Source organism: Ramlibacter paludis, from assembly GCF_022012305.1.
GTDB lineage: Bacteria > Pseudomonadota > Gammaproteobacteria > Burkholderiales > Burkholderiaceae_C > Ramlibacter > Ramlibacter paludis.
The window spans coordinates 290,764-312,412 of the sequence record NZ_JAKLTM010000005.1; the positions used below are offsets into that span (position 1 = coordinate 290,764).

Sequence of the window (21,649 nt, forward strand, 5' to 3'; positions counted from 1 at the left end):
CCTGGGTTGCTTCCTGGACCGCGCCGCGGGAGCTACTCCCCTTCGCAGCCTGCGATTATTCCACAGCGCAGCGGCGGCTGCACGACCGTCGAGCGCTTATCATGCCCCTCCCCCCGGGCACTTCACTCAGAAATCCGCCCAGGCGGATTTCTGAGTGGCCTGAACAGTGTGGAGAAGCCCGGCAAAGCCGGATCTCCTCCACAAGGGAGACCGGCCTGCGCGATGCTCCGTCCGGTCTACGTGCCGCTGCGCGGAGAAAGCACGCGAACATTCGAGGATCGCGCGGAATATCATGCAGCGCGATCCCCCTTGTGAAGAGGATCCGGCTTTGCCGGTCCTCTTCACACTGATTGAACAACTTTGAAAAATTGCCTTCAGGCAATTTTTCAAAGTTAGCGACGGAATGGCTGGAATCCACATCACCGACATCGAAGCCGCCATCAATTACTGGCGGGAACGCAAGCCCTCCCCGGACGGGGTGGCGCTGCCGCCTGAGCTGCGCGCGCTGGCCGAGGTGTATGCGCTGATGGTCTTCCATCACGAGGACCAGGCCGAGGAGCGCGGCTTTCCGCCCAAGGCCTACGCGGCGTGGAAGGAGTGGTACGAGACGCAGCCGGACACGCCCTGCATCGCGATCTGCTCCACCAGCCAGGGCGACCCGGACTGCAAGGGCTGCGGCCGCACCTTCGAGGAGGTGCAGCGCTGGACCGAGATGTCGCCGGCCGAAAAGCGCCAGGTGTGGCGCCGCATCACGCTCGATGCGGGCGCCTGGCGCTTCAACAAGTACGCCGAGCGCGCCGGGGAAGCGGTGGTCGCGCCGCCCGTGTCCACGCCCAAACCCTGATGCGCCGGCTCACGCAAGCGCCCAACATCGCGATTGCCGCGCTCTGGGCCGATACCTTGCGGGAAGCCGGAATCGAGGCCACGGTGCAGCGGCAGTTCCTCTCGAGCGTCGCCGGCGAGATCCCGCCCGACCAGTGCCTGCCGGAGATCTGGGTGATGCACGACGAACAGCTCGAACCGGCGCGCGCCTTGCTGCGCGAGCTCACGCACCTGCCGCAAAGGCGCTGGCAGTGCGTGTGCGGGGAGCTGGTGGAGGGCGGCTTCGAGTCCTGCTGGAATTGCGGGCGGGCGATGCCCACGTAGGCATGTCATCCCGGGCTTGACCCGGGATCCATCTCGCGCGGCCAATCGATCAGCAGGAGATGGATTGCGGGTCGAGCCCGCAATGACAAGCGTCGACTCATTTCCAGCGGATCGGCTCGATGTCGACGTGCCGGCTCGCATTTCCGAGCATCAGCACGCCTTCCTGGATCGTCGCCTGCAGCTGCATGCTGCGCTCGGCCAGTTGCGCCAGCGCCTGCGAGGCGTCGGCCGGAATCCGCCACACCGCCAGGTTCGACAGGCGATGCAGCTTGTTCTCGATGCCCTTCCACCAGACCTCGGCGGCGCTCTGGAAGACGTAGACCGCGACCTGGTCGGACTTGCGGCAGGCCTTGGTGATGGCGGTCTCGTCGGGCTGGCCCACTTCGATCCACAGGCGCGTCTGGCCGGTGAAGTCGCGCAGCGACACGTCCGGGTCCTCGGGGTCGCTCAGGCCGGCGCCGAAGGCCAGCGTGCCGTCGCCGTTGCACACGGTCTGCAGTTCGTGCGCGTGGAAGGCCAGCGCCGCCAGCCGCACCATCATGCGTTCGTCGGTCTCGCTGGGATGGCGCGCCAGCGTGAGCTGGTGGTCGGCGTAGTAGGCGTGGTCGATGTCGGCGACGGCGACCTGCGCCTTGAAGATCGTGGACTTGAGCGCCACGTCAGACGCGCTTCGCGAGTTCGGCGGCCTTGCCGATGTACGAGGCGGGCGTCATGGCCAGCAGCCGGTCCTTCTCCGCCTGCGGAATCTCCAGCGAGCGGATCAGGCCGTGCAGGTCGGCCGCCGCGACCGTCTTGCCGCGCGTCACTTCCTTCAGCTTCTCGTAGGCGCCGGACACGTGGTAGCGGCGCATGACCGTCTGGATCGGCTCGGCGAGCACTTCCCAGGCCGCTTCCAGGTCGGCCTGCAGCGCTTCCTCGTTCAGCTCCAGCTTGCCCAGGCCCACGCCCAGCGCGTTGTAGCCGAGCGCGGCGTAGCCCAGGGCAACGCCCATGTTGCGCAGCACCGTGGAGTCGGTCAGGTCGCGCTGCCAGCGCGAGATCGGCAGCTTCTCCGACAGGTGCTTCAGCAGCGCATTGGCCAGGCCGAAGTTGCCTTCCGCGTTCTCGAAGTCGATCGGGTTGACCTTGTGCGGCATCGTCGACGAACCGATCTCGCCGTCCCGCAGGCGCTGCTTGAAGTAGCCCAGGCTGATGTAGCCCCAGGCATCGCGCGACCAGTCGATCAGGATGGTGTTCGCGCGCGCCACGGCGTCGAACAGTTCGGCCATGTAGTCGTGCGGCTCGATCTGGATGCTGTAAGGCTGGAAGGTGAGGCCCAGGCCCAGGGGTTCGGGCGACTCGATCACCTTGCGGCTGAAAGCCTCCCAGTCGAAATCGGGCCAGGCCGCCAGATGGGCGTTGTAGTTGCCGACCGCGCCGTTCATCTTCCCGAGCAGCTTGACGCTCGCGATCCGCTCGCGCGCCGCGGCGAGGCGCACCACCACGTTGGCGATCTCCTTGCCCACGGTGGTGGGGCTGGCCGTCTGGCCGTGCGTGCGGCTCAGCATGGGAACGGCCGCATACGCGTGCGCCATCTCGCGCAGCTTGCCGATCACGCCGTCCAGCGCCGGCAGCAGCACGTGTTCGCGCGCGCCCTTGAGCTGCAGCGCGTGGCTGGTGTTGTTGATGTCCTCGCTGGTGCAGGCGAAGTGCACGAACTCGCTGGCCGCGCGCAGTTCGGGCCGGGCCTCGAACTTCGACTTGATCCAGTACTCCACCGCCTTCACGTCGTGATTGGTGGTCTTCTCGATTTCCTTGATGGCGACGGCGTCGGCTTCGGAGAAGGACTTGACCAGGCCCAGGAGGTAAGTGCGCGCTCCGGGCGACAGGGGCTTGAACTCGACGAAGCCGGCGTCGGACAGCGCGATGAACCAGCAGACTTCGACCTGCACGCGGCGGTGCATGTAGCCCTGCTCGCTCATCAGGGGACGCAGCGCGGCGAGGCGGCCGGCGTAGCGGCCGTCCAGCGGCGACAGCGCCGAAATTGGGGAAAGTGCCATGGCGGAATTGTAGGCGCGGGCCCCTCGAGCGGTCGCCCGGCGCGCCTGTCGCGACCTCACGACATGAACGCGGAAGGCTTCCCCTAGAATGAATCAACCCCCCGCCCATCCCAAGAACTCGAAGAACGGTTGAGAGAGAGAACGCCCATGAAGTTGATCGGAGCCACGAGCAGCCCGTACGTGCGCAAGGTGCGCGTCGTCATGGCCGAGAAGAAGCTCGATTACCAGTTCGTCATGGAGGACGTCTGGGCCGCCGACACGACCATCATGCACAGCAACCCGCTGGGCAAGGTGCCTTGCCTGGTGATGGAAGGCGGCGAGGCGCTGTTCGACTCGCGCGTGATCGTCGAATACCTCGACACCTTGTCGCCGGTCGGCAAGCTGATCCCGGCCGTGGGCCGCGAGCGCGCCGAGGTCAAGACCTGGGAAGCGCTGGCCGACGGCGTGCTGGATGCGCTGGTGCTGGCGCGGCTGGAGGCCAACTGGTCCGGCCGCAAGAAGGGCGAGCGCAGCGAGGCCTGGATCGAACGCCAGCTCGACAAGACGCATGCCAGCCTGAAGGCCATGAGCCAGGGCCTGGGAGAGAAGCCGTTCTGCGCCGGCATCTACCTCAGCCTGGCCGACATCGCGGTGGGCTGCGCGCTTGGCTACCTGGACTTCCGCTTCGGCCACATCGACTGGCGCGGCAGCTATCCCAACCTCGCCAAGCTCTACGAGAAGCTGTCGGCCCGCCCCAGCTTCACCGAAACCGCCCCCCAATGAGAAACGGCGGCCTGCTGGCCGCCGTTCTGGCAGAGAAAAGTGCTGCGAAGCGCCCCTTGACGAAGGAGGGAGGGAGGGAGGAGGAGAAGAGTCGCCTCGGGATTGCATCCGTCACGCGGATGGCTTCGCAGCAGCAAAAACTGGGTGGCTGGTGAGTCCTGCCTCTCTTGCTTGATGGACCCACATGCAGGGCGCGGGGTTCCCTTTCAAGCCACGGCCGAGTGGTAAATTTTTGTGACCCCTCTTCAGGGTCCCGTCAGCGTCGGGCCAGTTCCCGCTCCAGCGCGCGCACCAGCGCCGGATCGTCCGGGCGCGTCAGGCTGCTGTAGTTGTCCACGACCTTGCCGTCGCGCGCCACCAGGTACTTGTGGAAGTTCCACAAGGGCGCCCGACCGGTTTCGGCGGCGAGCCGGCGGAACAGAGGGTTGGCATCGCTGCCGCGCACGGCGGACTTGGCGAACATCGGGAACTTGACCCCGAAGGTGTTCTCGCAGAAATCCGCGATTTCCTTGTTGCTGCCGCTTTCCTGGGCAAAGTCGTTGGACGGGAAGCCCAGCACCACCAGCCCGGCGTCCCGGTACTTCGCATGCAGCTTCTCCAGCGCCTCATATTGGGGCGTGAAGCCGCAGAAGCTGGCCGTGTTCACCACCAGCAGCACCTTGCCCGCGTACTGGCACAGGGGCTGCGGCTTCTCGTCCTGCAGCCGGGGAAAGGTCTGCTGCAGCAGCGCCGGGCAGGCGGCCGGGGCGGCGGCGGCGGCGGGCGCCGGACCGCCCAGCAGGCCGGCCAGCAGGATGGAGGCAAAAGCGAGCATGGACTTCATGATTGGACGGACAATGGCCCGGAACCTGCATTTTGTCCAGGGCAACCCTGCGTCATCCCTTGGTCTTCAGGCCCACCGTAAAATCGCAGGCTGTCGAAAGGTAGCGCATGCTGTATCCGGAACTGTTCAAGCAACTCGAATCCGTCCGCTGGGACATGGACAAGGACATCCCCTGGGACAAGTTCGACCCGGCCTTGCTGTCCGAGGAACAGGCCCAGACCATCAAGATGAACGCCATCACCGAGTGGTCGGCGCTGCCGGCCACCGAGATGTTCCTGCGTGACAACCGCAACGACAGCGACTTCTCCGCCTTCATGTCGATCTGGTTCTTCGAGGAGCAGAAGCACTCCCTGGTCCTGATCGAATACCTCAAGCGCTTCCGGCCCGATCTGGTGCCCACCGAGCAGGAGCTGCATGAAGTGCGCTTCGAGTTCGAGCCGGCGCCCGCGCTGGAGACGCTGATGCTGCACTTCTGCGGCGAGATCCGCCTGAACCACTGGTACCGGCGCGCCGCGGAGTGGCACACCGAGCCGGTCATCAAGCACATCTACACGACCCTCAGCCAGGACGAGGCGCGCCACGGCGGCGCCTACCTGCGCTACATGAAGCGCGCCATCAACAATTTCGGCAACGAAGCGCGCGCCGCGTTCGCCAAGGTGGGCGTGCTGATGGCCAGCGCGCGCCGCACGGCGCAGGCGCTGCACCCGACCAACCTGCACGTGAACAAGGCCCTGTTCCCGCGCGACACCATCCAGTCGCGCCTGCCCAATCCCGAGTGGCTGGAGCACTGGCTCGACACGCAGATCAAGTTCGACGCGGTCTGGGAGACCAAGGTCGTCGAGCGCATCCTGCACAACATGAGCCTGCTGATGGACCGCAGCTTCAAGACCGTGCAGGAGCTCAATCGCTTCCGCAAGGAAGTGCAGGCCACGCTGGGCGGCGGCACCACGCCGGCTCCCGGCGCGGCGTGAGCGAAGCGGCCTTCCTCGCCAAGATCGTCGCGCGCGTCGAGGCGCAGCGCGCCATGGCGGCCCTGCCCGGCCCGGTGGTCTTCACCAACGGCGTGTTCGACGTGCTGCACCGCGGCCACGTCACCTACCTGGCGCAGGCCCGCGCCCTCGGCGGCAGCCTGGTCGTCGCCCTCAACACCGATGCCTCGGCCCGGCGCCTGGGCAAGGGGCCGGACCGGCCGCTGAACGGCGAGATCGACCGCGCCGTGGTGATCGCGGCGCTGGAATCGGTGAGCCTGGTCACCTGGTTCGACGAGGACACCCCCGTGGGCTTGCTGGCCGAACTGAAGCCGCAGGTCTACGTGAAGGGCGGCGACTACGACATGCGCAAGCTGGCCGAGACCGCGCTGGTCGAGAGCTATGGCGGCCGTGCGCTGGCCATTCCTTTCGTGGACGGCTATTCCACCAGCCGGCTGGTCGAAAAAATCCGCGCAAGCTAGTCACAAACCGGCCGGCGCCAGCGTCTAGCGCCCATGGACCACCGCACCGAACTCTTCCAGCAGCACCGCCGCCGCCTGCTGGGCGTCGCCTACCGCATGCTGGGCTCCAGGGCCGAGGCCGAGGACGTGCTGCAGGATGCCTGGCTGCGCTGGAACGAGTCCGACACCGACAGCCTGCGCAGCGCCGAGGCCTGGCTGGTGACCGTCGTCACGCGGCTGGCGATCGACCGGCTGCGCGTGCTGCGCGGCGAGCGCGAGCGCTACCCCGGCTTCTGGCTGCCAGAGCCGGTCGTGGAAGCCGCCGACACCGACACCCCGCAGACCCTGCTGGAGCGCGCCGACGAGGTCTCGATGGCTCTCCTCAAGGTGCTGGAGCAGCTGGCGCCCGAGGAGCGCGCGGCCTTCGTGCTGCGGCAGGCCTTCGACATGGACTATGCGGACCTGGCGCGGGCGCTGGGCAAGAGCGAAGCCGCCTGCCGCCAGCTGGTGCACCGTGCCGGCGAACGCGTGAAGTCCGCGCAGCCGCGCTTCGCCGTCAGCCGCGAGACGCACTGGCGCGTGCTGGAGGCGTTTGCCGGCGCCGCCACGCGCGGCGACCTGGCCGGCATGCAGGCGCTGCTGGCCGAGGACGCGGAACTGGTGAGCGACGGCGGCGGCAAGGTGCGCTCCTTCGACCGCATCCTGCGCGGCGCGCAGCGCCTGGCCCTGCTCTATTACGCGTTGTTCCGCCGCGCCGGCGCCTCGGTGCGCTACCAGCTGGTGCGGGTGAACGGCGAGCCCGGGCTCGTGCGCTTCGTCGAGGGCCAACTGGAATCGGTGCAGTCCTTCGAATTCGAGGGCGAGCGCATCCGCGCGATCCACTCGCAACGCAATCCGGACAAGCTGGCCGGCGCCGCGGCTGTCACAAAACCGTGAGCGGCTGCGTCTGGTGAGGGAATCCTTCCTTCACTTCAACGGAGCAACGTCATGGAAACCGCACGCCTGAACCAACCGCAACGCCTCGCCGCCGAGGCCTACCAGGGCCTGGCCGCCGTCAGCGGCATCCTCAAGTCCTCGAACCTGGGCGCCGCGCTGATCGCGCTGGTGGACATCCGCGTCTCGCAGATCAACGGCTGCGCCTTCTGCCTGGACATGCATGCGCGCGAACTGCTGGCGGCGGAGACGCCGGACCTGCAGCGGCTGAACAGCCTTGCCACCTGGCGCGAATGCAGCTTCTACACCGAGCGCGAGCGCGCGGCGCTGCAATGGGCAGAGAGCCTGACCCTGGTGTCCGAGACCGGCGCGCCCAAGGAGGACTTCGAGGCCCTGCGCGCGCACTTCAGCGACCGCGAGATCGCGGAGCTGACCCTCGCGGTCGGCGTGATCAATGCGTGGAACCGGTTTGCGGTGGGCTTGCGGCTGCCAGTAGCGCGGAAGGCGCTGGTCCGCTAGTCCGCCACGTTCAGGTCCCGCACGGAGGCGGGCCAGGATTCCCACAGCGCGTCGTACGTGCTCGACCCGCGCAGCGCTGCCAGCGAGTTCTCGTCGGTGAGCTCCTCCAGCGGCGGCATCGTCGTCTCGGCGACCGCGGAGTAGCCCAGGCCCAGGCGGTGGCCTTCGACCTGGATGCCCAGCATCTCGACCAGGGTCGGGTACAGGTCGAAGGGCTGCACCTCCGCGCGCGCCGGGCGCGGCAGCGGGTCGGCCAGCACCAGGTTGAAGATGCGCCTTTCGCTGCCGGCCTGCAGCAGCTGCAGGTTGACGGGGTTGGGCATCGCCAGGTGGTCGCCCAGCACCACCAGGGTGGTGTCCTTCAGGTAGCCCTGGTCCCGCATGAAGCCGGCGAAGTCGGCCAGCTGCCGGCCGGCGCAGGCCACGATGCCGCTGAAGTCGCGTGCCCCGCGGGCACGGCAGTAGGGCGAGTAGAAGCCCTGCGGGTTGTGGGTGTCGAGCGTAAGCAGCGTGAGGTTGAAGGGGCGGCCGGCGGCGTGCAGCTGCTCCAGCCGCGCCTTGGCGCGGGCGAACAGGCTGTGGTCGTACAGCCCCCACTCGTTGAACTCCTGGGCGGGGACGCCTGCGGCTTCCCACTGCTCGCGGCCCCAGCGCTCCGGGTAGCCGTGGTCGCGCAGGAACGAGCCCTTGCCGGCGAAGGACAGCGGGACGCCGCCCATGAACACGTTGTCGTAGCCGCGCGCCTGCAGCAGGTCGCCCAGGCAGGTCGCGCGCGGCAGGAAGGCCCGGGACTTGCCGTCGCGGCGCACGTCGGTCTCGGCATAGGTGCGCAGCGGCACGCCGCACTGGGTGGCGACCATGGCCGCGATCGTCCAGTTGGCGCCGTCGGCGCCGCGGTAGGACGCAAAGCTGAAGCCGCCCAGGCCGCGCAGGTCGGCCAGCAGGTCGCGCCCGAAGATCGCTGGGTTGCCGTAGCTCTGTTCCAGGCTCTCGACGTAGATCAGGACCAGGTTGCGCGGCTTGCCGTCGGTCAGGCGAACCTTGCGGGGCTCCACGTAGTTCTCGGCGAAGTGGTCCGGCTGGAACTGCGCCGCCGCATAGGAGAACACCGAGAACTGCACCAGCAGCGCGAACAGGGCGCCCAGCACCGCCAGCCACGGCACGGCGCGTAGCACGCCGCGCTGCCAGGGACGCGGCGGCTGGCGCAGCATGCCGTGCAGCATGGCGGCCAGCAAAGCGAAGGCCAGCGGGAACAGCAGGACCTCGACGACGAAGTCGGGCACGAACATGCTGCCCAGCTGGGTGGCCGCCGGTTCCAGGTACTGCAGGTGCCAGAGGATCTGGTCCAGGTCGGTGTCGCCGAACGAGCGCTCGATCCACACGGCCAGGGCCAGGCCCACGCCGGCCGCAGCGTAGAGCGGCAGGTGGACGAAGGCCGGGAGGCGCAGGCTGGGCATGGCGGGTGTATACCCGCTGGCTCAGCCATTCCCGCAGGCATTCCGTGCAGACGGTGCCTGGAGGCCTCCGGCCGGTCGTTCTAGGCCACGTGCGGCTTGCGGCGCAGGCGCCCGCCCTGTTTGCGCAACCAGTGCTCCAGGTCGTCGACCACCTCGAACACCACCGGCACCACCAGGAGGCTCAGCACCGTCGACGTGAACAGTCCGCCGATGACGGCGATCGCCATCGGCGAGCGGAAGCTCGGGTCCGCCGCGCCCAGCCCCACGGCGATCGGCAGCATGCCCGCGCCCATGGCGATGGTGGTCATGATGATGGGACGCGCGCGCTTGTGGCAGGCGTCGAGCAGGGCCTCGAAGCGGCTCATGCCCATGTCGCGCCGCGCCACGATCGCGTACTCCACCAGCAGGATCGAGTTCTTGGTCGCGATCCCCATCAGCATGATCAGGCCGATCAGCGAGGGCATCGAGAAGGACTTCTGCGCGATCAGCAGGCCGACGAAGGCGCCGCCCAGCGACAGCGGCAGCGCGCTGAGGATGGTCAGCGGATGCAGGAAGTCCTTGAACAGCAGCACCAGCACGATGTAGATGCACAGCACGCCGGTCAGCATCGCCAGCGCGAAGCCCATGAACAGCTCGCCCATCACTTCGGCGTCGCCCACCGTCACCACCTTCACGCCCGGCGGCAGCCCGCGGATCGCCGGCAGTTCCTCCACCTTGCCGGCCACCTCGCCGAGCGGCTGCCCGGAGAGCTCCACCTCGAAGGTGATGTTGCGCGAGCGGTCGTAGCGGTCGATCACGGCCGGCCCGCCGGTGAGCTCCAGCGTCGCGACCTGCCCGAGCAGCACCGGTCCGCGCGTGCCCGGCACCAACAGGCGCTCCAGCACCGACAGGTCGCGCCGCGCGTCCTCGCGCAGCTTGACGACGATGGGCACCTGGCGCTGCGAGAGGTTCAGCTTGGGCAGCGACACGTCGTAGTCGCCGGCGGTTGCGATGCGCAGGGTCTCGCCGATCGCGGCGCTGGTCACGCCCAGATCGGCGGCCTTGGCGAAGTCCGGCCGCACCACGATCTCGGGGCGGATCAGGCTGGCGGTCGACGCGATCTGGCCCAGGCCGGGAATCGTGCGCAGGTCCTTCTCCACCGCGAAGGCCGCGGTCTGCAGCGCCTGCGGGTCTTCGCCGGTCAGCACCAGGATGTACTTCTCGCCCGAGCCGCCCAGGCCGACCTTGGTGCGCACGCCGGGCAGCGGCTCCAGCGCCTTGCGGATGTCGTTCTCGATGCCCTGCTTGCGCGGCCGCTCGCCGCGGTCGGCCAGCAGGATGGTGAGCGTCGCCTTGCGCGCTTCCGCCGCGCCCATGTTGGCGAACGGGTCGCTGCCGGCGCTGCCGCCGCCGATGGTGGTGTAGACGCTCTTCACGTGCTTCACCTTCATCACCGCGCCGCGCGCCTGTTCCGCCGTGGCCAGGGTCTGGGCCAGCGTGGAGCCGGGCGGCAGCTCCAGGTAGACCTGGGTCTGCGAGTTGTCGTCGGGCGGAATGAAGGCCGTGGGCAGCAGCGGGATCAGCGCCACCGAGGCGATGAAGAAGAGCGTCGCGAACAGCATGGTCTTCCAGCGGTTGCGCATGCTCCAGTTCACCCAGCGCATGTAGATGCGCAGCCAGCCCGGCTCCTTCTGCTCGTGCGTGACCGGCTTGAGCATGTACGCCGCCATCATCGGGGTCAGCACCCGCGCCACCACCAGCGAGGCGAACACCGCCAGCGCCGCCGTCCAGCCGAACTGCTTGAAGAACTTGCCCGCGATGCCGCTCATGAAGGCGGTGGGCAGGAACACCGCGATCAGCGTGAAGGTGGTGGCGATCACCGCCAGGCCGATCTCGTCGGCCGCTTCCATCGCCGCTTCGTAAGGCGTCTTGCCCATGCGCAGGTGGCGCACGATGTTCTCGACTTCCACGATGGCGTCGTCCACCAGGATGCCGATCACCAGCGACAGCGCAAGCAGGGTCACCACGTTGATCGAGAACCCGAGCAGGAACATCCCGATGAAGGCCGGGATCACCGACATCGGCAGCGCGACCGCCGAGACGAAGGTGGCGCGCCAGTCGCGCAGGAACAGCCACACCACCAGCACCGCCAGCGCCGCGCCTTCGTACAGCAGGTGCAGCGAGCCGTCGTATTCCTCTTCCACCGGCGTGACGAAGTCGAAGGCCTGGGTCAGTTCGATGTCCGGATGCTGCGCCTTCAGTTCGTCCAGTGCCACGCGAACCGCCTTGCCGACGGCCACTTCGCTTTCGCCGCGGCTGCGGGCCACTTCGAAGCCGACCACCGGCTTGCCGTTCAGCAAGGCTGCCGCGTGCTGTTCGGCGATGGTGTCGCTGATCTCGGCGACGTCGGACAGCTTGATGCGCCGGTTGCCGGCAATGGCGATGTCGACCTGGCCCACTTCGGCCGCCGACTTGACGGTGGCCAGCGTGCGCACCGGCTGCTCGCCGCCGCCGATGTCGGCGCGGCCGCCCGCGCTTTCGGTCTGCACCTGGCGCAGCTGGCGCGAGATGTCGGCCGCGGTGGCGCCCAGCGCCTGCAGCTTGAGCGGATCGACGGCGACGCGGATCTCGCGGTTGACGCCGCCGACGCGGTTGACCGCGCCCACGCCGCGCACGGCCAGCAGCTTGCGCGAGACCTCGTTGTCGACGAACCAGGACAGGGCCTCGTCGTCCATGCGCTTCGAGGCAATGGTGAAGGCCAGCACCGGCTGGCCCGCCAGTTCCAGCTTGGTGACGATGGGATCGCGCAGGTCGGCCGGCAGGTCGGCGCGCACCCGCGACACCGCGGAGCGCACGTCGTCCACCGCTTCCTGCACCGGCTTCTCGAGCCGGAATTCGGCGGTCAGCGTGACCACGCCGTCCTGCACCTTGGTGGTGACGTGCTTCAGGCCCTGCACGGTGGCTATCGAGTTCTCGATCTTGCGGGCGACGTCGGTTTCCAGCTGCGAAGGCGCGGCGCCCGGCAGCGAGGCCGTGACCATCACCGTGGGCAGGTCGATGTCCGGGAAGTTCTGTACCTTCATCATGTTGAAGGACAGGATGCCGCCGAAGGTCAGCAGCACGAACAGCATCACCGCCGGAATCGGGTTCCGGATCGACCAGGACGAGACGTTCATCATGGCGGCGGTCCTAGCGCTTGGCCGAGGCCGGCGCGGCAGCGGGCGCGGGCGCGGCCACCGGCGCGGCGGCGGGGCCGGCCGCGATGCGCACGAGGTCGCCGTCGTTCAGGAAGCCGCCGCCGCTGGCGACGATGCGGGTGTCGGCGGCGAGGCCGGACACGATCTGCAGGCGATCGCCGGCAATGCGGCCCACCTGCACCTTCACCTGCGTCACCCGGTTGTCCGGATTGACGCGGTACACGTAGCTGAAGCCTTCGCGCACCACCACCGCCGCCTGCGGCACGGTGAGCGTGGGCACGGCGCCCAGCTCGAACTCGCCGCGCGCGAACATGCCCGCGCGGGCGCTGCCGGAAGCGGGGCCGGGCAGCGAGGTGACGTCGACGTAGACCAGCGCGATGCGGTTCTGCGGATCCACCGTCGGCGCGATGGTGCGCACGCGGCCTTCCAGCCGCGCGCCGCTGGCCGCCGTCACCAGCGCATGGGTCCCGACCGTGATGCGACCCAGCTCGGTAGAGGTCACCTCGGCGCGCCATTCGAGCCGGCCCTTGCGGATCAGGCGGAACAGTTCGGTGCCCGCGCCGACCACGGCGCCCACCGTTGCCATGCGCGCGGAGATCACGCCGTCGTCGGGCGCGTGCACCGCGCTCTGGTCCAGCCGCACGCGCTGCGTCTGCAGCACGGCCTTGGCCGCTTCGACGCGCGCCTGGGCCGTCTTTTCGGCGGTGAGGTACTGGTTGATCTGCGACGCGCTCATGGCGCCGGTCTGCTGCAGCGTGCGCGCCCGCGCGGCGTTGTTGGCGGCATCGGCCGCCGTCGCCTCGGCTTCGGCCACCGATGCCTGGGCCTGGGCCGCCTCGGCGCGCAAGGTGTCGGACGCGAAGCGGGCCAGCACCTGGCCGCTGCGCACGCGGTCGCCGACGTTGACCAGCACTTCGGCGATGCGCAGGCCGTTGGCCTCGGCACCGATGCTGGCCTCCTGCCACGCGGCGAGGTTGCCGTTGGCCGAGAGCGTCACCGGCAGCATGGACTGGGTGGCCGTGGTGGTGGTGACGGTCAGCGAGGGCTTGGCCGTCGCGGCGGCCTTCTTCGCATCGGCTTCCTTGTCGCCGCAGGCCGCGAGCAGCAGGGCCAGCAGGGCGGCGGCGCCTACGCGCGGCACGGCAGAGGTCGTCGCAATCATCACGTGGTCGTTCCTTTTCCGGGTTCTTCTTGTGGGGCCCGCTGCCAGCCGCCGCCGAGCGCGCGGTACAGCGCGATCCAGGCAGCCAGCCTTTCCTGCTGCAGGCCGATCAATGCCAGTTCGGCGGCCAGCGCGATGCGGCGCTGGTCCTCCATCTCGATCAGGCTGCCGAGGCCGGCGCGGAAGGTGGCTTCGGTGGCGGCAAACGAGGTGCGGTAGCCTTCCACCGCGATGCGCGCGTTCTCGGCGCGGTCGCGCGCGCTCTCCAGCCGCACCAGCGCCTCCTCGACTTCGCGCACGGCCTGCCGCACGCGCGCCGTGTACAGCGCCACCGCTTCCTCGTAGCGCGCCCGGGCAGCGTCGGCGCTGGCGGCGCGGCGTCCCGCATCGAAGATCGGCAGCGTCACGGCCAGCGGGCCGATCGACCAGGTCTGCACGCTGCTGGTGCGGCCGCCGACGTGGATCACGCCGGCATTGAGCTGGCCGTTGAGCGTGAGCTGCGGGAAGCGCTCGGCGTCGGCGCTGCCGACATCGGCGCTGGCGGCGGCGACGGCACGTTCGGCCTGGAACACGTCGGGGCGCTGCGCCAGCAGTTGCGCCGGGATCGCGGGCAGCACGTTGAGCGCGAAGCTGGCCGGATCGGTCCACGGGCCTTGCAGGCGCTGGCGCAGCGCGGGCTCGGGCATGCCGGTGAGGGCGACGAGCGCCTTCACGTCCAGGTCGCACTGGGCTTGCTGCGCCGTCATGCGCACCGCCCCTTCGGCGGCGCTGGCGCGGGCTTGCGCCGCCACCGCCGGCGCCGTGAAGCCGGCCTTGGCGCTCAGGTCCGTCAGGCGCGCGGTCTCCGCGCGCGAGCGGGCGTCGTTGGTGGTCACCGCCAGCTGCTTTTCGCAGGTGCGGTAGCCGACGTAAGCAAGCCCGGTCTCGGCCGCGACGGCGACGCGCGCGGCATGCCAGCCGGCCTGGCTGGCATCGAGGCGCGCGGTGGCGGCGTCGGCCGCGGCGCGGTTGCCGCCGAACAGGTCGATCTCCCAGCCGGCCTGCAGTCCGCCCTGGACGACCGTCGCCGGCGCGGTGACGCCCGACTGCGTGTTGCCGCGGCTGGCGGCGAGATTGGCATCCAGCGTCGGCAGCAGCGCCGCATTGGCGCCGATGCGGGTGGCACGCGCTTCGGCGATGCGCGCGCCGGCACTGGCCACATCGGGACTCGCGGCCTGGGCGGCGGCGATCAGGTCGATCAGCAGCGGGTCGTTGAACTGCTGCCACCACTGCTGCAGGTCGGCCAGCCGCCCGCCATGGGGCAGCGAGGCATACCACTGCGGCGGCGTGGGGGCGGAGACATCGGCCGGCGGACGGGGCAGGGCGCAGCCGGCCAGCCACAGGGCGCCGGCCAGCGCCGCCGCGAGGCGCACGCGAATCATGGATTCCTTCCGGACAGCGAAACCCGCAAGACTAGCATTGCTTGGCCCGGTTACGCGCTGGCTGCAACGGCGTGTTGCGCGTTGCCGCGGGACCGGCCTAGGGCCGGGAACCTTCCCGGGACGGACGACGCCCCTGCTTCGCCGGTGCGGTCGACCCGGCCTGGCCCTCGTCGGTCTGGAACATCCGCGTGAAATCGCAGCTCTCCTGGGCAAGCATGGTGACCGACGCGATCAATGAACTCCGCTGGTCGGATCGGTAGAGGGCTACGTAGCGCGTCATCGGCAGCGCCGGCGTCACCTTGATCGTGGCCAGCATGCCGCTGTCGATCATCGGCTGGAGACAGCGCCAGGGCAGGTAGGTCACGCCGATGCCGGAAACGGTCATCGAGATCAGCGCCAGCATGTTGTTGCTGACCAGGGCGATGGGCAGCTTCATGCCCTGGGCGCCGAGCCAGCGGTCGACCACGATGCCGACGCCCGACTTGCCGCTTTGCGTGAGCAGGCGGTACCGGGCGAGTTCGTGCATCCGCAGCGAACGGGAGGTGTCCACCATGCCGGGCTTGCACATCCAGATCATCTCCAGCTCGCCGACGCGCCGGGCCTCGCAGCGCGGGTCCTCGAAGGCATCGGGCACGATGACGATGTCCAGCTCGTCGGCCAGCAGCTTGTCGCGCAGCGCCACGCTGGTGTCCACGTCGGGTTCGATCACGACCTTCGGGTAGAAGGACTGGATCCGCTGCACCAGGCGGGGCAGCCAGGTCATGGCGGTCAGCTCGGTCACGCCCAGCCGGAGGCGGCGCTCGATGACCTCCGGCCGCTGGAACTGTTCGACCGCCGCGTCCCGCTGCCCGAGCAGCCGCTGCGCGACGGCGAACATTTCCTCGCCCTTGTCGGTCAGGCGCGCGGTGCGCAGCGTGCGGTCGAACAGCGGCGTGTCGAACAGGGACTCCAGTTCCTGCACGCGCTTGGAGATCGCCGACTGGGTCGTGTGCAGCTTCGCCGCGGCCTGGGCGAAGCCGCCCATCCGCGCCACCCAGTAGATGGCTTCCAGCTGCTTGAACGTCATCACGGTGCGGCTCCTAGGGGTCTACCCGGAATCTATCTCTTTTTTTCGCGTTGAACCAATCCGAAATATCGCTTTTTTTCAGATGAAGCGCGGCGAACAATCCGCATCCAGAGACCCGACCCGTGCAATTCCCCGCCGTCCGCCTCGCTTCCGTGAAGCCTTCGCCCAGCATGGCGGCCAAGGCGCTGGTCGAGCGCCTGCGCGCTGCCGGCCGCACCATCGTCGACTTCACCATCGGCGAGCCCGACTTCGCCACGCCGCCCCACATCGTCGCCGCGGGCGTGCAGGCCCTGGCCGGCGGCCAGACGCGCTACACGGCTTCGGCCGGCATCGCGCCGCTGCGCGGGGCCATCGCCGCCAAGCTGGCGCGCGAGAACGGCCTGGCGTACACGCCCGAGCAGGTGGTGGTGGGCATCGGCGCCAAGCACGTGATCTACAACGCGCTGGCCGCGACGCTGAACGAGGGGGACGAGGTGATCGTCCCGGCGCCTTACTGGGTGTCCTACCCCGACATGGTCGCCCTGCACGGCGGACAGGCGGTGATCGTGGCGAGCGACGAGCGCACCGGCTTCAAGCTGGTGCCGGAGGTGCTGGAGCGCGCGATCACGCCGCGCACGCGCTGGCTGATCCTGAATTCGCCGAACAATCCGACTGGCGCCGTGTACTCCGCCGACGAGCTGAAGGCCCTGGGCGCGGTGCTGCTGCGGCATCCGCACGTGTGGCTCATGACCGACGAGATCTACGAGCATTTCGTCTACGGCGGCGCGCGCCACGCATCGCTGGTGGCCCTGGTGCCGGAGCTGGCCGGCCGCTCGCTGGTCGTCAACGGCATGTCCAAGGCCTACGCGATGACCGGCTGGCGCGTCGGCTACGGCGCGGGCCCGCAGCCCCTGATCCAGGCCATGACGCTGCTGCTGACGCAAAGCGTTTCCTGCGCGCCGGCGATGACCCAGGCCGCCGCCATCGCTGCGCTGGAAGGCCCGCAGGACGGTGTGGCCGAAGCCCGGCGGCTGTTCGAGCAGCGCCGCGACCTCATGGTCCGATTGCTGCGACGCATTCCCGGCATCCAATGCGCGCCGCCCGATGGGGCCTTCTACGTGTTCGCGTCGGTGGCCGGCCTGCTGGGCGCGACCACGCCGGCCGGCAAGAGGCTCGCCAGCGACGTCGATGTGCTGATTTACTTCACCGAGACCGCGGGCGTCGCCGCCATCGACGGCAGCTCCTACGGACTGCCGGCGCACCTGCGTCTTTCGTTCGCCACCGCCACCGAGCAGATCGAGGCCGGCTGCGCCGCCCTCGCGTCCGCCGTCGGGGCGCTGACCCTTTCCCATCCCACCGAGGAACCTTCCCATGCGTAAGCTCCCCCTGATTTCCCTGGCCCTCGCCGCGCTGGCCGTGTTCGGCACGCCGGCGCGCGCCGACCAGCTGGCCGACATCAAGCAGAAAGGCACCCTGGTCTGCGGCACCCTGGGCAACGCCGAGCCCTTCAGCTTCCCCAACCCGCAGACGCGAGAGACGCAGGGCTACGACGTGGACTTCTGCGGCGCCGTGGCCAAGGCCCTGGGCGTCAAGCTGGAACTGAAGCTGATTGCCGTGGCGGCGCGCATCCCGGAGCTGATGCAGGGCCGCGTCGACGTGCTCGCCGCCAACCTGGGCTGGACGCCGGAGCGGGCCCAGCAGATCGCCTACAGCGACAGCTACTTCGTGAGCAACCAGATGGTCACCGCCCGCCGCGCGGACAAGTACAAGACGCCGGCGGACCTCTCCGGCAAGCGCGTCGCCGCACCCAAGGGATCGACCTCGGAAGCCGGCGCGCGCAAGCTGATCCCGAACGTCACCACCGTCACGTTCCAGGACGCGCCAGCGCTCTTCGTCGCGCTGCAGCAGGGCAAGGTCGACGCCGTGGTCCTGTCGGAACTGACGCTGGTGAAGTGGAAGAGCGACGCCGAAGCGAGCCCGGTTCCGCTGGACATCCTGCAGCCCGCGCTGTTCGTCGAGCCCTGGGGCATCGGCATGCGCAAGGAAGAGACGGCGCTGATCAGGAAGGTCGACGAAGTGCTGTCCGGCATGGAGAAGTCCGGCGAAGCCGCGAAGATCTTCGACAAGTACCTGGGCGCCGGCACGCCGTACAACCTGCGGCGCACCTTCAAGATCGAGCCGATCAAGGGCTGACGCTCCACAGGCCCGCGCCGTGCCCCAACTCGACTTCACTGTATTGCTGCGGGAGGACGCCCCGCAGATGCTGGTGCACGGCATCGTCCTGATGCTGGAACTGACCGTGCTGGCGTGGATCCTGGCGATGGTGCTGGGGACGCTGCTGGCGCTGGTGCGCATGGGCCGCAGCCGGCTCGCTCAGTCGGCGGTGGCGGCCTGGGTCGAATACCACCAGAACGTGCCGATGCTGGTGCAGATCTTCCTCTGGTACTTCGGCATCTCCACGCTGCTGCCGGCGGACCTCCAGCTCTGGATCAACCGCAACGGCGGCGAATTCGCCTTCGCGACGATCTCCGTCGGCCTGGCGACTTCCGCCTACATGTCGGAAAGCCTGCGCGGCGGAATCCGGGCCATCCCCGCGTCGCAGATCGAGGCGGCGCGCGCGCTGGGACTGACCTACCTGCAGTCCTTCCGCCACATCATTTTCCCGCAGGCATTCCGGATTTCCCTTCCGACCCTGATCAACCACACGGTGCTGCTGTTCAAGAACACCTCGCTGGCGATGACGATCGGCGTGGCGGAGCTGACGTACGCCACGCGCGAGATCGAGAGCCGCAGCTTCAAGACGGTGGAGACCTACCTGTTCGCCACCGTCGTGTACCTGGGCATCTCGCTGCTGATCATGGCGGCCGGCAGCGCAGCGGAACGCAAGCTGCGTTTCGCCGGGAGGTAGGCATGGGAGACATCGCCACCATCCTGCGCGAATACGGCCTGCTGTTGCTGGTGGGCCAGTATCCCAACGGGCCGCTCGGCGGCCTGGCCCTGACCGTCATCCTGGCCGTGCTGGGCGTGCTGCTGGCCTTCCCCCTGGGCGTGGTCCTGGCGCTCGCGCGCATCAGCCGCTTTCCCTGGTTGTATTGGCCCGCCACCGCGCTGGTCTACGTGATGCGCGGTGTGCCGCTGCTGATGCTGATCTTCTGGGTGTACTTCTTCCTGCCCGTGCTCGTGGGGCGGCCGGTCAGCGGCTTCAGCACCATGCTGGCGACGCTGGTGATCTACGAAGCGGCCTACCTGGCCGAGATCGTGCGCGCGGGCATCGAGTCGCTGCCGCGCGGGCAGATGGAGGCGGCGCGCGCCGTCGGCCTCACCTACTGGCAGGCGATGCGCAGGGTCGTGCTGCCGCAGGCGATCTACAACATGGTTCCGGCCATGCTCAGCCAGTTCGTTTCCACCATCAAGGAAACGTCCCTGGGTTACGTGATCAGCGTGAACGAGCTGACTTTCTCGGCCAGCCAGGTGAACAGCTCGCTGCTCACCAAGCCCTTCCCGGTCTACGCGGTGCTGGCCGTCATCTATTTCCTGCTCTGTTTCTCCCTCACCCAGGTCGCGCGCCACCTCGAGCGGCGGGTGGCCCGCCGGCGCGCGGGCGTGGCGGGAACGGGCAATGCACCGGCGGCGCCGCCCCCTGTCGCGGCGATTGCCGAATGAGGACAACCATGATCCAGTTCGAAGGCGTGAACAAGTGGTACGGCGATTACCACGCCCTGCAGGGCATCGATGCCACGGTCGCCAAGGGCGAGGTGGTGGTCGTCTCCGGTCCTTCGGGATCGGGCAAGTCGACCCTCATCCGCACCGTGAACCGGCTGGAGGAGATCCAGCAGGGCCGCATCCTGTTCGACGGCCAGGACGTGCATGCGCCATCGCTGGACGTCAACAAGTTCCGCAGCCGCGTCGGTTTCGTCTTCCAGAGCTTCAACCTGTTCCCTCACCTTTCGGTGGCCGACAACATCATGCTGGCCCCCACTCTGGTGCTGGGGCGCGGCAAGGGCCAGGCGCGCGAGCGCGCCCAGCAGCTGCTGGCGCGCGTCGGCCTGGCCGCCAAGGTGGACGCCTATCCCGGGCAGCTGTCCGGGGGCCAGCAGCAGCGCGTGGCGATCGCCCGCGCCCTGGCCATGGACCCGCCCGCCATGCTGTTCGACGAGCCGACCAGCGCCCTCGACCCCGAGATGGTCGGCGAGGTGCTGCAGGTGATGAAGTCGCTGGCGCGCGATGGCATGACCATGATCTGCGTGACGCACGAAATGGGCTTCGCCCGTGAAGTGGCGGACCGCGTGCTGTTCATGGACCACGGGCGCATTGTCGAGACGGGCACGCCTTCCGGCTTCTTCGAAAACCCCCAGAGCGAGCGGGCCCAGCGCTTTCTTGCCGACCTCACTTCGCACTGACCGAAACTTCCATGCAGAACCCATCGCCCCGGACTCCCGCCGCCGCCGCTCCCGCTCCCGGCGAGGCCTTCCCTCCCGACCTGTCGCGCCAGATCAAGGAACGCTTCCTGCACGTGGACCATGACTTCATGGGCCGCCAGCGACTGTTCTTCGAAAACGCCGGCGGTTCCCTGCGCCTCAAAGCCGCCCTCGAAGCCGTCGCCAGGGTCGATGCCATTCCGGACAGCGCCGAACGCATCCACGAAGTGGCGGCGTGGCTCAAGCAGGTGCAGGTGCGCGGCACCGACGACGTGCGGCTGCTGCTCAATGCAAGGGCCGGCACCGTGCACGCCTCCCTCACCGCATCAGGCGCCATGTTCGACATGGTGCGCGCCGTGGCCGAGAACGTGCCGGGCGACAACATCGTCACCACCGTGCTGGAGCACCCTTCCTCGTACGATGCCGCCGCGCACTACGCGCAGAAGCTCGGCAAGGAGCTGCGGGTGGCGCCCAGCAACCGCGAAACCGGCGGCGTCGACGTGGAGGAGATCGTCAGCCGGATCGACGCGCGCACCTGCGTGCTGGTCGTGATCTATGCCTCCAACATCTCCGGCGCCAAGCTGGACCTGGAGCAGATCGTCCGGCGGGCGCGCGAGGTGAAGCCCGACCTGTACGTGATCGTGGACGCGGTGCAGCACGCCCCGCACGGGCTCATCGACCTGCAGAAGACACCGGTCGACGGCATCAACATCGCGCCCTACAAGTTCTTCGGCTGCCGGGGCTCGGGCTTCTCCTGGCTGTCGGACCGGGCAGCGCGGCTGCCGCACCACCGGCTGGCCGCCAAGAGTGCGGAGTTCTGGGACCTGGGCAGCGCGGCGCCGTGGCAGTTCGCCGTCATGACCGAGATCGTCGAATACGTCTGCTGGATCGGCGGGCAGTTCGGCGGCCGCGGGGACCGGCGCGCTCTTTTCGCGCGCGGCATGGAGCGCATCGGCCTGCACGAGCGTGCGCTGCTCGCGCGCCTGCTGGACGGATCGACGGCGACGCCGGGCTTGCGCCACATCCCGGGTGTCACGGTCCTGCTGGACCACCACGACCTGGCCCGCCGCGACCTGATCCTCGCGATCGCGCTGAAAGGACTGGAGCACACGCAGGCGGTGCGTGAATACGAGAAGCGCGGGGTCATCGTCTACGAACGCGTCGCCTCCAGCATCTATTCCGGCCGCATGCTCGATTCGCTGGGCCTCGATGGCGCCGTGCGCGTGGCGCCCCTGCATTGCCACACGTACGAGGACGTCGACCGTTTCCTGCAGGTCACCAGCGAGATCTGCGCGACCGCCGCCTCCTAGCGGCCGGGA

Annotated in this window: 21 protein-coding genes; 13 read left to right on the forward strand and 8 right to left on the reverse strand. The window is 68.8% G+C overall.

The genetic code is table 11. From position 1 onward, the window contains the following. Nucleotides 1–403 precede the first annotated feature (403 nt). Nucleotides 404–844, forward strand: coding sequence for a DUF3717 domain-containing protein (locus tag LZ009_RS18405; RefSeq protein WP_275699424.1), 441 nt, complete (start codon nt 404–406; stop codon nt 842–844). Further along, nucleotides 844–1,146, forward strand: a complete 303-nt coding sequence (locus tag LZ009_RS18410; RefSeq protein WP_275699425.1) for a putative signal transducing protein — start codon at nt 844–846, stop codon at nt 1,144–1,146. Before LZ009_RS18405 ends, LZ009_RS18410 begins: the two co-directional genes overlap by 1 nt. A gap of 97 nt (nt 1,147–1,243) precedes the next feature. Here LZ009_RS18410 and LZ009_RS18415 read toward each other — a convergent pair whose 3' ends face one another. Then, the gene (locus LZ009_RS18415; RefSeq protein WP_275699426.1) at nt 1,244–1,804 is read right to left on the reverse strand and encodes a YaeQ family protein; all 561 of its coding nucleotides are present in this window, start codon (nt 1,802–1,804) and stop codon (nt 1,244–1,246) included. A gap of 1 nt (nt 1,805) precedes the next feature. After that, nucleotides 1,806–3,185, reverse strand: coding sequence for an adenylosuccinate lyase (gene purB, locus LZ009_RS18420; protein WP_275699427.1), 1,380 nt, complete (start codon nt 3,183–3,185; stop codon nt 1,806–1,808). A gap of 147 nt (nt 3,186–3,332) precedes the next feature. Between purB and LZ009_RS18425 the strand changes: the two genes are divergently transcribed. Then, nucleotides 3,333–3,947: a glutathione S-transferase family protein gene (locus LZ009_RS18425; RefSeq protein WP_275699428.1), complete on the forward strand. Its 615-nt coding sequence runs from the start codon at nt 3,333–3,335 to the stop codon at nt 3,945–3,947. A gap of 256 nt (nt 3,948–4,203) precedes the next feature. Here the strand turns inward: LZ009_RS18425 and LZ009_RS18430 are convergent, their stop codons facing one another. After that, a complete protein-coding gene (locus tag LZ009_RS18430; RefSeq protein ID WP_275699649.1) occupies nt 4,204–4,761 on the reverse strand; it encodes a glutathione peroxidase in 558 nt (185 codons plus the stop codon). 116 nt (nt 4,762–4,877) lie between these two features. On the opposite strand from LZ009_RS18430, the gene LZ009_RS18435 reads away from it, so the two are divergent. Genes LZ009_RS18435 through LZ009_RS18450 form a run of 4 tightly spaced genes read left to right on the forward strand, consistent with a single transcriptional unit; the run spans nt 4,878 to nt 7,651 of the window. Further along, nucleotides 4,878–5,741 (forward strand): ferritin family protein, encoded by an 864-nt coding sequence (locus LZ009_RS18435; RefSeq protein WP_275699429.1) that lies wholly within the window; start codon nt 4,878–4,880, stop codon nt 5,739–5,741. 53 nt (nt 5,742–5,794) lie between these two features. Further along, the gene (locus LZ009_RS18440) at nt 5,795–6,220 is read left to right on the forward strand and encodes an adenylyltransferase/cytidyltransferase family protein (protein ID WP_275699650.1); all 426 of its coding nucleotides are present in this window, start codon (nt 5,795–5,797) and stop codon (nt 6,218–6,220) included. A gap of 33 nt (nt 6,221–6,253) precedes the next feature. Further along, complete coding sequence (locus tag LZ009_RS18445) at nt 6,254–7,135, forward strand: RNA polymerase sigma-70 factor (protein WP_275699430.1); 882 nt, start codon at nt 6,254–6,256, stop codon at nt 7,133–7,135. A gap of 51 nt (nt 7,136–7,186) precedes the next feature. Continuing rightward, on the forward strand, nt 7,187–7,651 hold the full coding sequence (locus tag LZ009_RS18450) for a carboxymuconolactone decarboxylase family protein (RefSeq protein ID WP_275699431.1): 465 nt from the start codon (nt 7,187–7,189) through the stop codon (nt 7,649–7,651). Here LZ009_RS18450 and LZ009_RS18455 read toward each other — a convergent pair. The 5 genes from LZ009_RS18455 to LZ009_RS18475 all read right to left on the reverse strand — a co-directional run bounded on the left by LZ009_RS18455 (nt 7,648) and on the right by LZ009_RS18475 (nt 15,933). Then, nucleotides 7,648–9,108 carry a sulfatase-like hydrolase/transferase gene (locus LZ009_RS18455; protein ID WP_275699432.1) on the reverse strand — a complete coding sequence of 487 codons (1,461 nt, stop codon included), beginning with the start codon at nt 9,106–9,108 and terminating at the stop codon, nt 7,648–7,650. The genes LZ009_RS18450 and LZ009_RS18455 overlap by 4 nt on opposite strands. An 80-nt stretch (nt 9,109–9,188) precedes the next feature. Continuing rightward, nucleotides 9,189–12,263, reverse strand: coding sequence for an efflux RND transporter permease subunit (locus tag LZ009_RS18460; protein ID WP_275699651.1), 3,075 nt, complete (start codon nt 12,261–12,263; stop codon nt 9,189–9,191). Between the two features lie 13 nt (nt 12,264–12,276). Further along, complete coding sequence (locus LZ009_RS18465; RefSeq protein ID WP_275699433.1) at nt 12,277–13,446, reverse strand: efflux RND transporter periplasmic adaptor subunit; 1,170 nt, start codon at nt 13,444–13,446, stop codon at nt 12,277–12,279. Further along, nucleotides 13,446–14,867: an efflux transporter outer membrane subunit gene (locus LZ009_RS18470; protein WP_275699434.1), complete on the reverse strand. Its 1,422-nt coding sequence runs from the start codon at nt 14,865–14,867 to the stop codon at nt 13,446–13,448. Before LZ009_RS18470 ends, LZ009_RS18465 begins: the two co-directional genes overlap by 1 nt. Nucleotides 14,868–14,964: 97 nt before the next feature. After that, nucleotides 14,965–15,933: a LysR family transcriptional regulator gene (locus tag LZ009_RS18475; protein ID WP_275699435.1), complete on the reverse strand. Its 969-nt coding sequence runs from the start codon at nt 15,931–15,933 to the stop codon at nt 14,965–14,967. Nucleotides 15,934–16,103: 170 nt separating this feature from the next. Between LZ009_RS18475 and LZ009_RS18480 the strand changes: the two genes are divergently transcribed. Genes LZ009_RS18480 through LZ009_RS18505 form a run of 6 tightly spaced genes read left to right on the forward strand, consistent with a single transcriptional unit; the run spans nt 16,104 to nt 21,640 of the window. After that, entirely contained in the window at nt 16,104–17,291 is a 1,188-nt protein-coding gene (locus tag LZ009_RS18480; protein ID WP_275699652.1) for a pyridoxal phosphate-dependent aminotransferase, read from the forward strand. Next, nucleotides 17,284–18,105 (forward strand): ABC transporter substrate-binding protein, encoded by an 822-nt coding sequence (locus LZ009_RS18485; RefSeq protein WP_275699436.1) that lies wholly within the window; start codon nt 17,284–17,286, stop codon nt 18,103–18,105. Before LZ009_RS18480 ends, LZ009_RS18485 begins: the two co-directional genes overlap by 8 nt. Before the next feature lie 19 nt (nt 18,106–18,124). Continuing rightward, nucleotides 18,125–18,820 (forward strand): amino acid ABC transporter permease, encoded by a 696-nt coding sequence (locus LZ009_RS18490; protein ID WP_275699437.1) that lies wholly within the window; start codon nt 18,125–18,127, stop codon nt 18,818–18,820. A 2-nt stretch (nt 18,821–18,822) separates the two neighbouring features. Further along, nucleotides 18,823–19,575 (forward strand): amino acid ABC transporter permease, encoded by a 753-nt coding sequence (locus LZ009_RS18495; RefSeq protein ID WP_275699438.1) that lies wholly within the window; start codon nt 18,823–18,825, stop codon nt 19,573–19,575. Nucleotides 19,576–19,583: 8 nt separating this feature from the next. After that, nucleotides 19,584–20,312: an amino acid ABC transporter ATP-binding protein gene (locus tag LZ009_RS18500; protein WP_275699439.1), complete on the forward strand. Its 729-nt coding sequence runs from the start codon at nt 19,584–19,586 to the stop codon at nt 20,310–20,312. A gap of 11 nt (nt 20,313–20,323) precedes the next feature. After that, nucleotides 20,324–21,640, forward strand: coding sequence for an aminotransferase class V-fold PLP-dependent enzyme (locus tag LZ009_RS18505; protein ID WP_275699440.1), 1,317 nt, complete (start codon nt 20,324–20,326; stop codon nt 21,638–21,640). Nucleotides 21,641–21,649 lie beyond the last annotated feature (9 nt).

What these genes read in the sequence shown, in the direction of transcription:
- LZ009_RS18405 (WP_275699424.1), top strand. Translation starts at nt 404, where the DNA reads ATGGCTGGAATCCACATCACCGACATCGAAGCCGCCATCAATTACTGG.
- LZ009_RS18410 (WP_275699425.1), top strand. Translation starts at nt 844, where the DNA reads ATGCGCCGGCTCACGCAAGCGCCCAACATCGCGATTGCCGCGCTCTGG.
- purB (WP_275699427.1), bottom strand. Translation starts at nt 3,185, where the DNA reads ATGGCACTTTCCCCAATTTCGGCGCTGTCGCCGCTGGACGGCCGCTAC.
- LZ009_RS18425 (WP_275699428.1), top strand. Translation starts at nt 3,333, where the DNA reads ATGAAGTTGATCGGAGCCACGAGCAGCCCGTACGTGCGCAAGGTGCGC.
- LZ009_RS18430 (WP_275699649.1), bottom strand. Translation starts at nt 4,761, where the DNA reads ATGCTCGCTTTTGCCTCCATCCTGCTGGCCGGCCTGCTGGGCGGTCCG.
- LZ009_RS18435 (WP_275699429.1), top strand. Translation starts at nt 4,878, where the DNA reads ATGCTGTATCCGGAACTGTTCAAGCAACTCGAATCCGTCCGCTGGGAC.
- LZ009_RS18440 (WP_275699650.1), top strand. Translation starts at nt 5,795, where the DNA reads ATGGCGGCCCTGCCCGGCCCGGTGGTCTTCACCAACGGCGTGTTCGAC.
- LZ009_RS18445 (WP_275699430.1), top strand. Translation starts at nt 6,254, where the DNA reads ATGGACCACCGCACCGAACTCTTCCAGCAGCACCGCCGCCGCCTGCTG.
- LZ009_RS18450 (WP_275699431.1), top strand. Translation starts at nt 7,187, where the DNA reads ATGGAAACCGCACGCCTGAACCAACCGCAACGCCTCGCCGCCGAGGCC.
- LZ009_RS18455 (WP_275699432.1), bottom strand. Translation starts at nt 9,108, where the DNA reads ATGCCCAGCCTGCGCCTCCCGGCCTTCGTCCACCTGCCGCTCTACGCT.
- LZ009_RS18460 (WP_275699651.1), bottom strand. Translation starts at nt 12,263, where the DNA reads ATGAACGTCTCGTCCTGGTCGATCCGGAACCCGATTCCGGCGGTGATG.
- LZ009_RS18465 (WP_275699433.1), bottom strand. Translation starts at nt 13,446, where the DNA reads ATGATTGCGACGACCTCTGCCGTGCCGCGCGTAGGCGCCGCCGCCCTG.
- LZ009_RS18470 (WP_275699434.1), bottom strand. Translation starts at nt 14,867, where the DNA reads ATGATTCGCGTGCGCCTCGCGGCGGCGCTGGCCGGCGCCCTGTGGCTG.
- LZ009_RS18475 (WP_275699435.1), bottom strand. Translation starts at nt 15,933, where the DNA reads ATGACGTTCAAGCAGCTGGAAGCCATCTACTGGGTGGCGCGGATGGGC.
- LZ009_RS18480 (WP_275699652.1), top strand. Translation starts at nt 16,104, where the DNA reads ATGGCGGCCAAGGCGCTGGTCGAGCGCCTGCGCGCTGCCGGCCGCACC.
- LZ009_RS18485 (WP_275699436.1), top strand. Translation starts at nt 17,284, where the DNA reads ATGCGTAAGCTCCCCCTGATTTCCCTGGCCCTCGCCGCGCTGGCCGTG.
- LZ009_RS18495 (WP_275699438.1), top strand. Translation starts at nt 18,823, where the DNA reads ATGGGAGACATCGCCACCATCCTGCGCGAATACGGCCTGCTGTTGCTG.
- LZ009_RS18500 (WP_275699439.1), top strand. Translation starts at nt 19,584, where the DNA reads ATGATCCAGTTCGAAGGCGTGAACAAGTGGTACGGCGATTACCACGCC.
- LZ009_RS18505 (WP_275699440.1), top strand. Translation starts at nt 20,324, where the DNA reads ATGCAGAACCCATCGCCCCGGACTCCCGCCGCCGCCGCTCCCGCTCCC.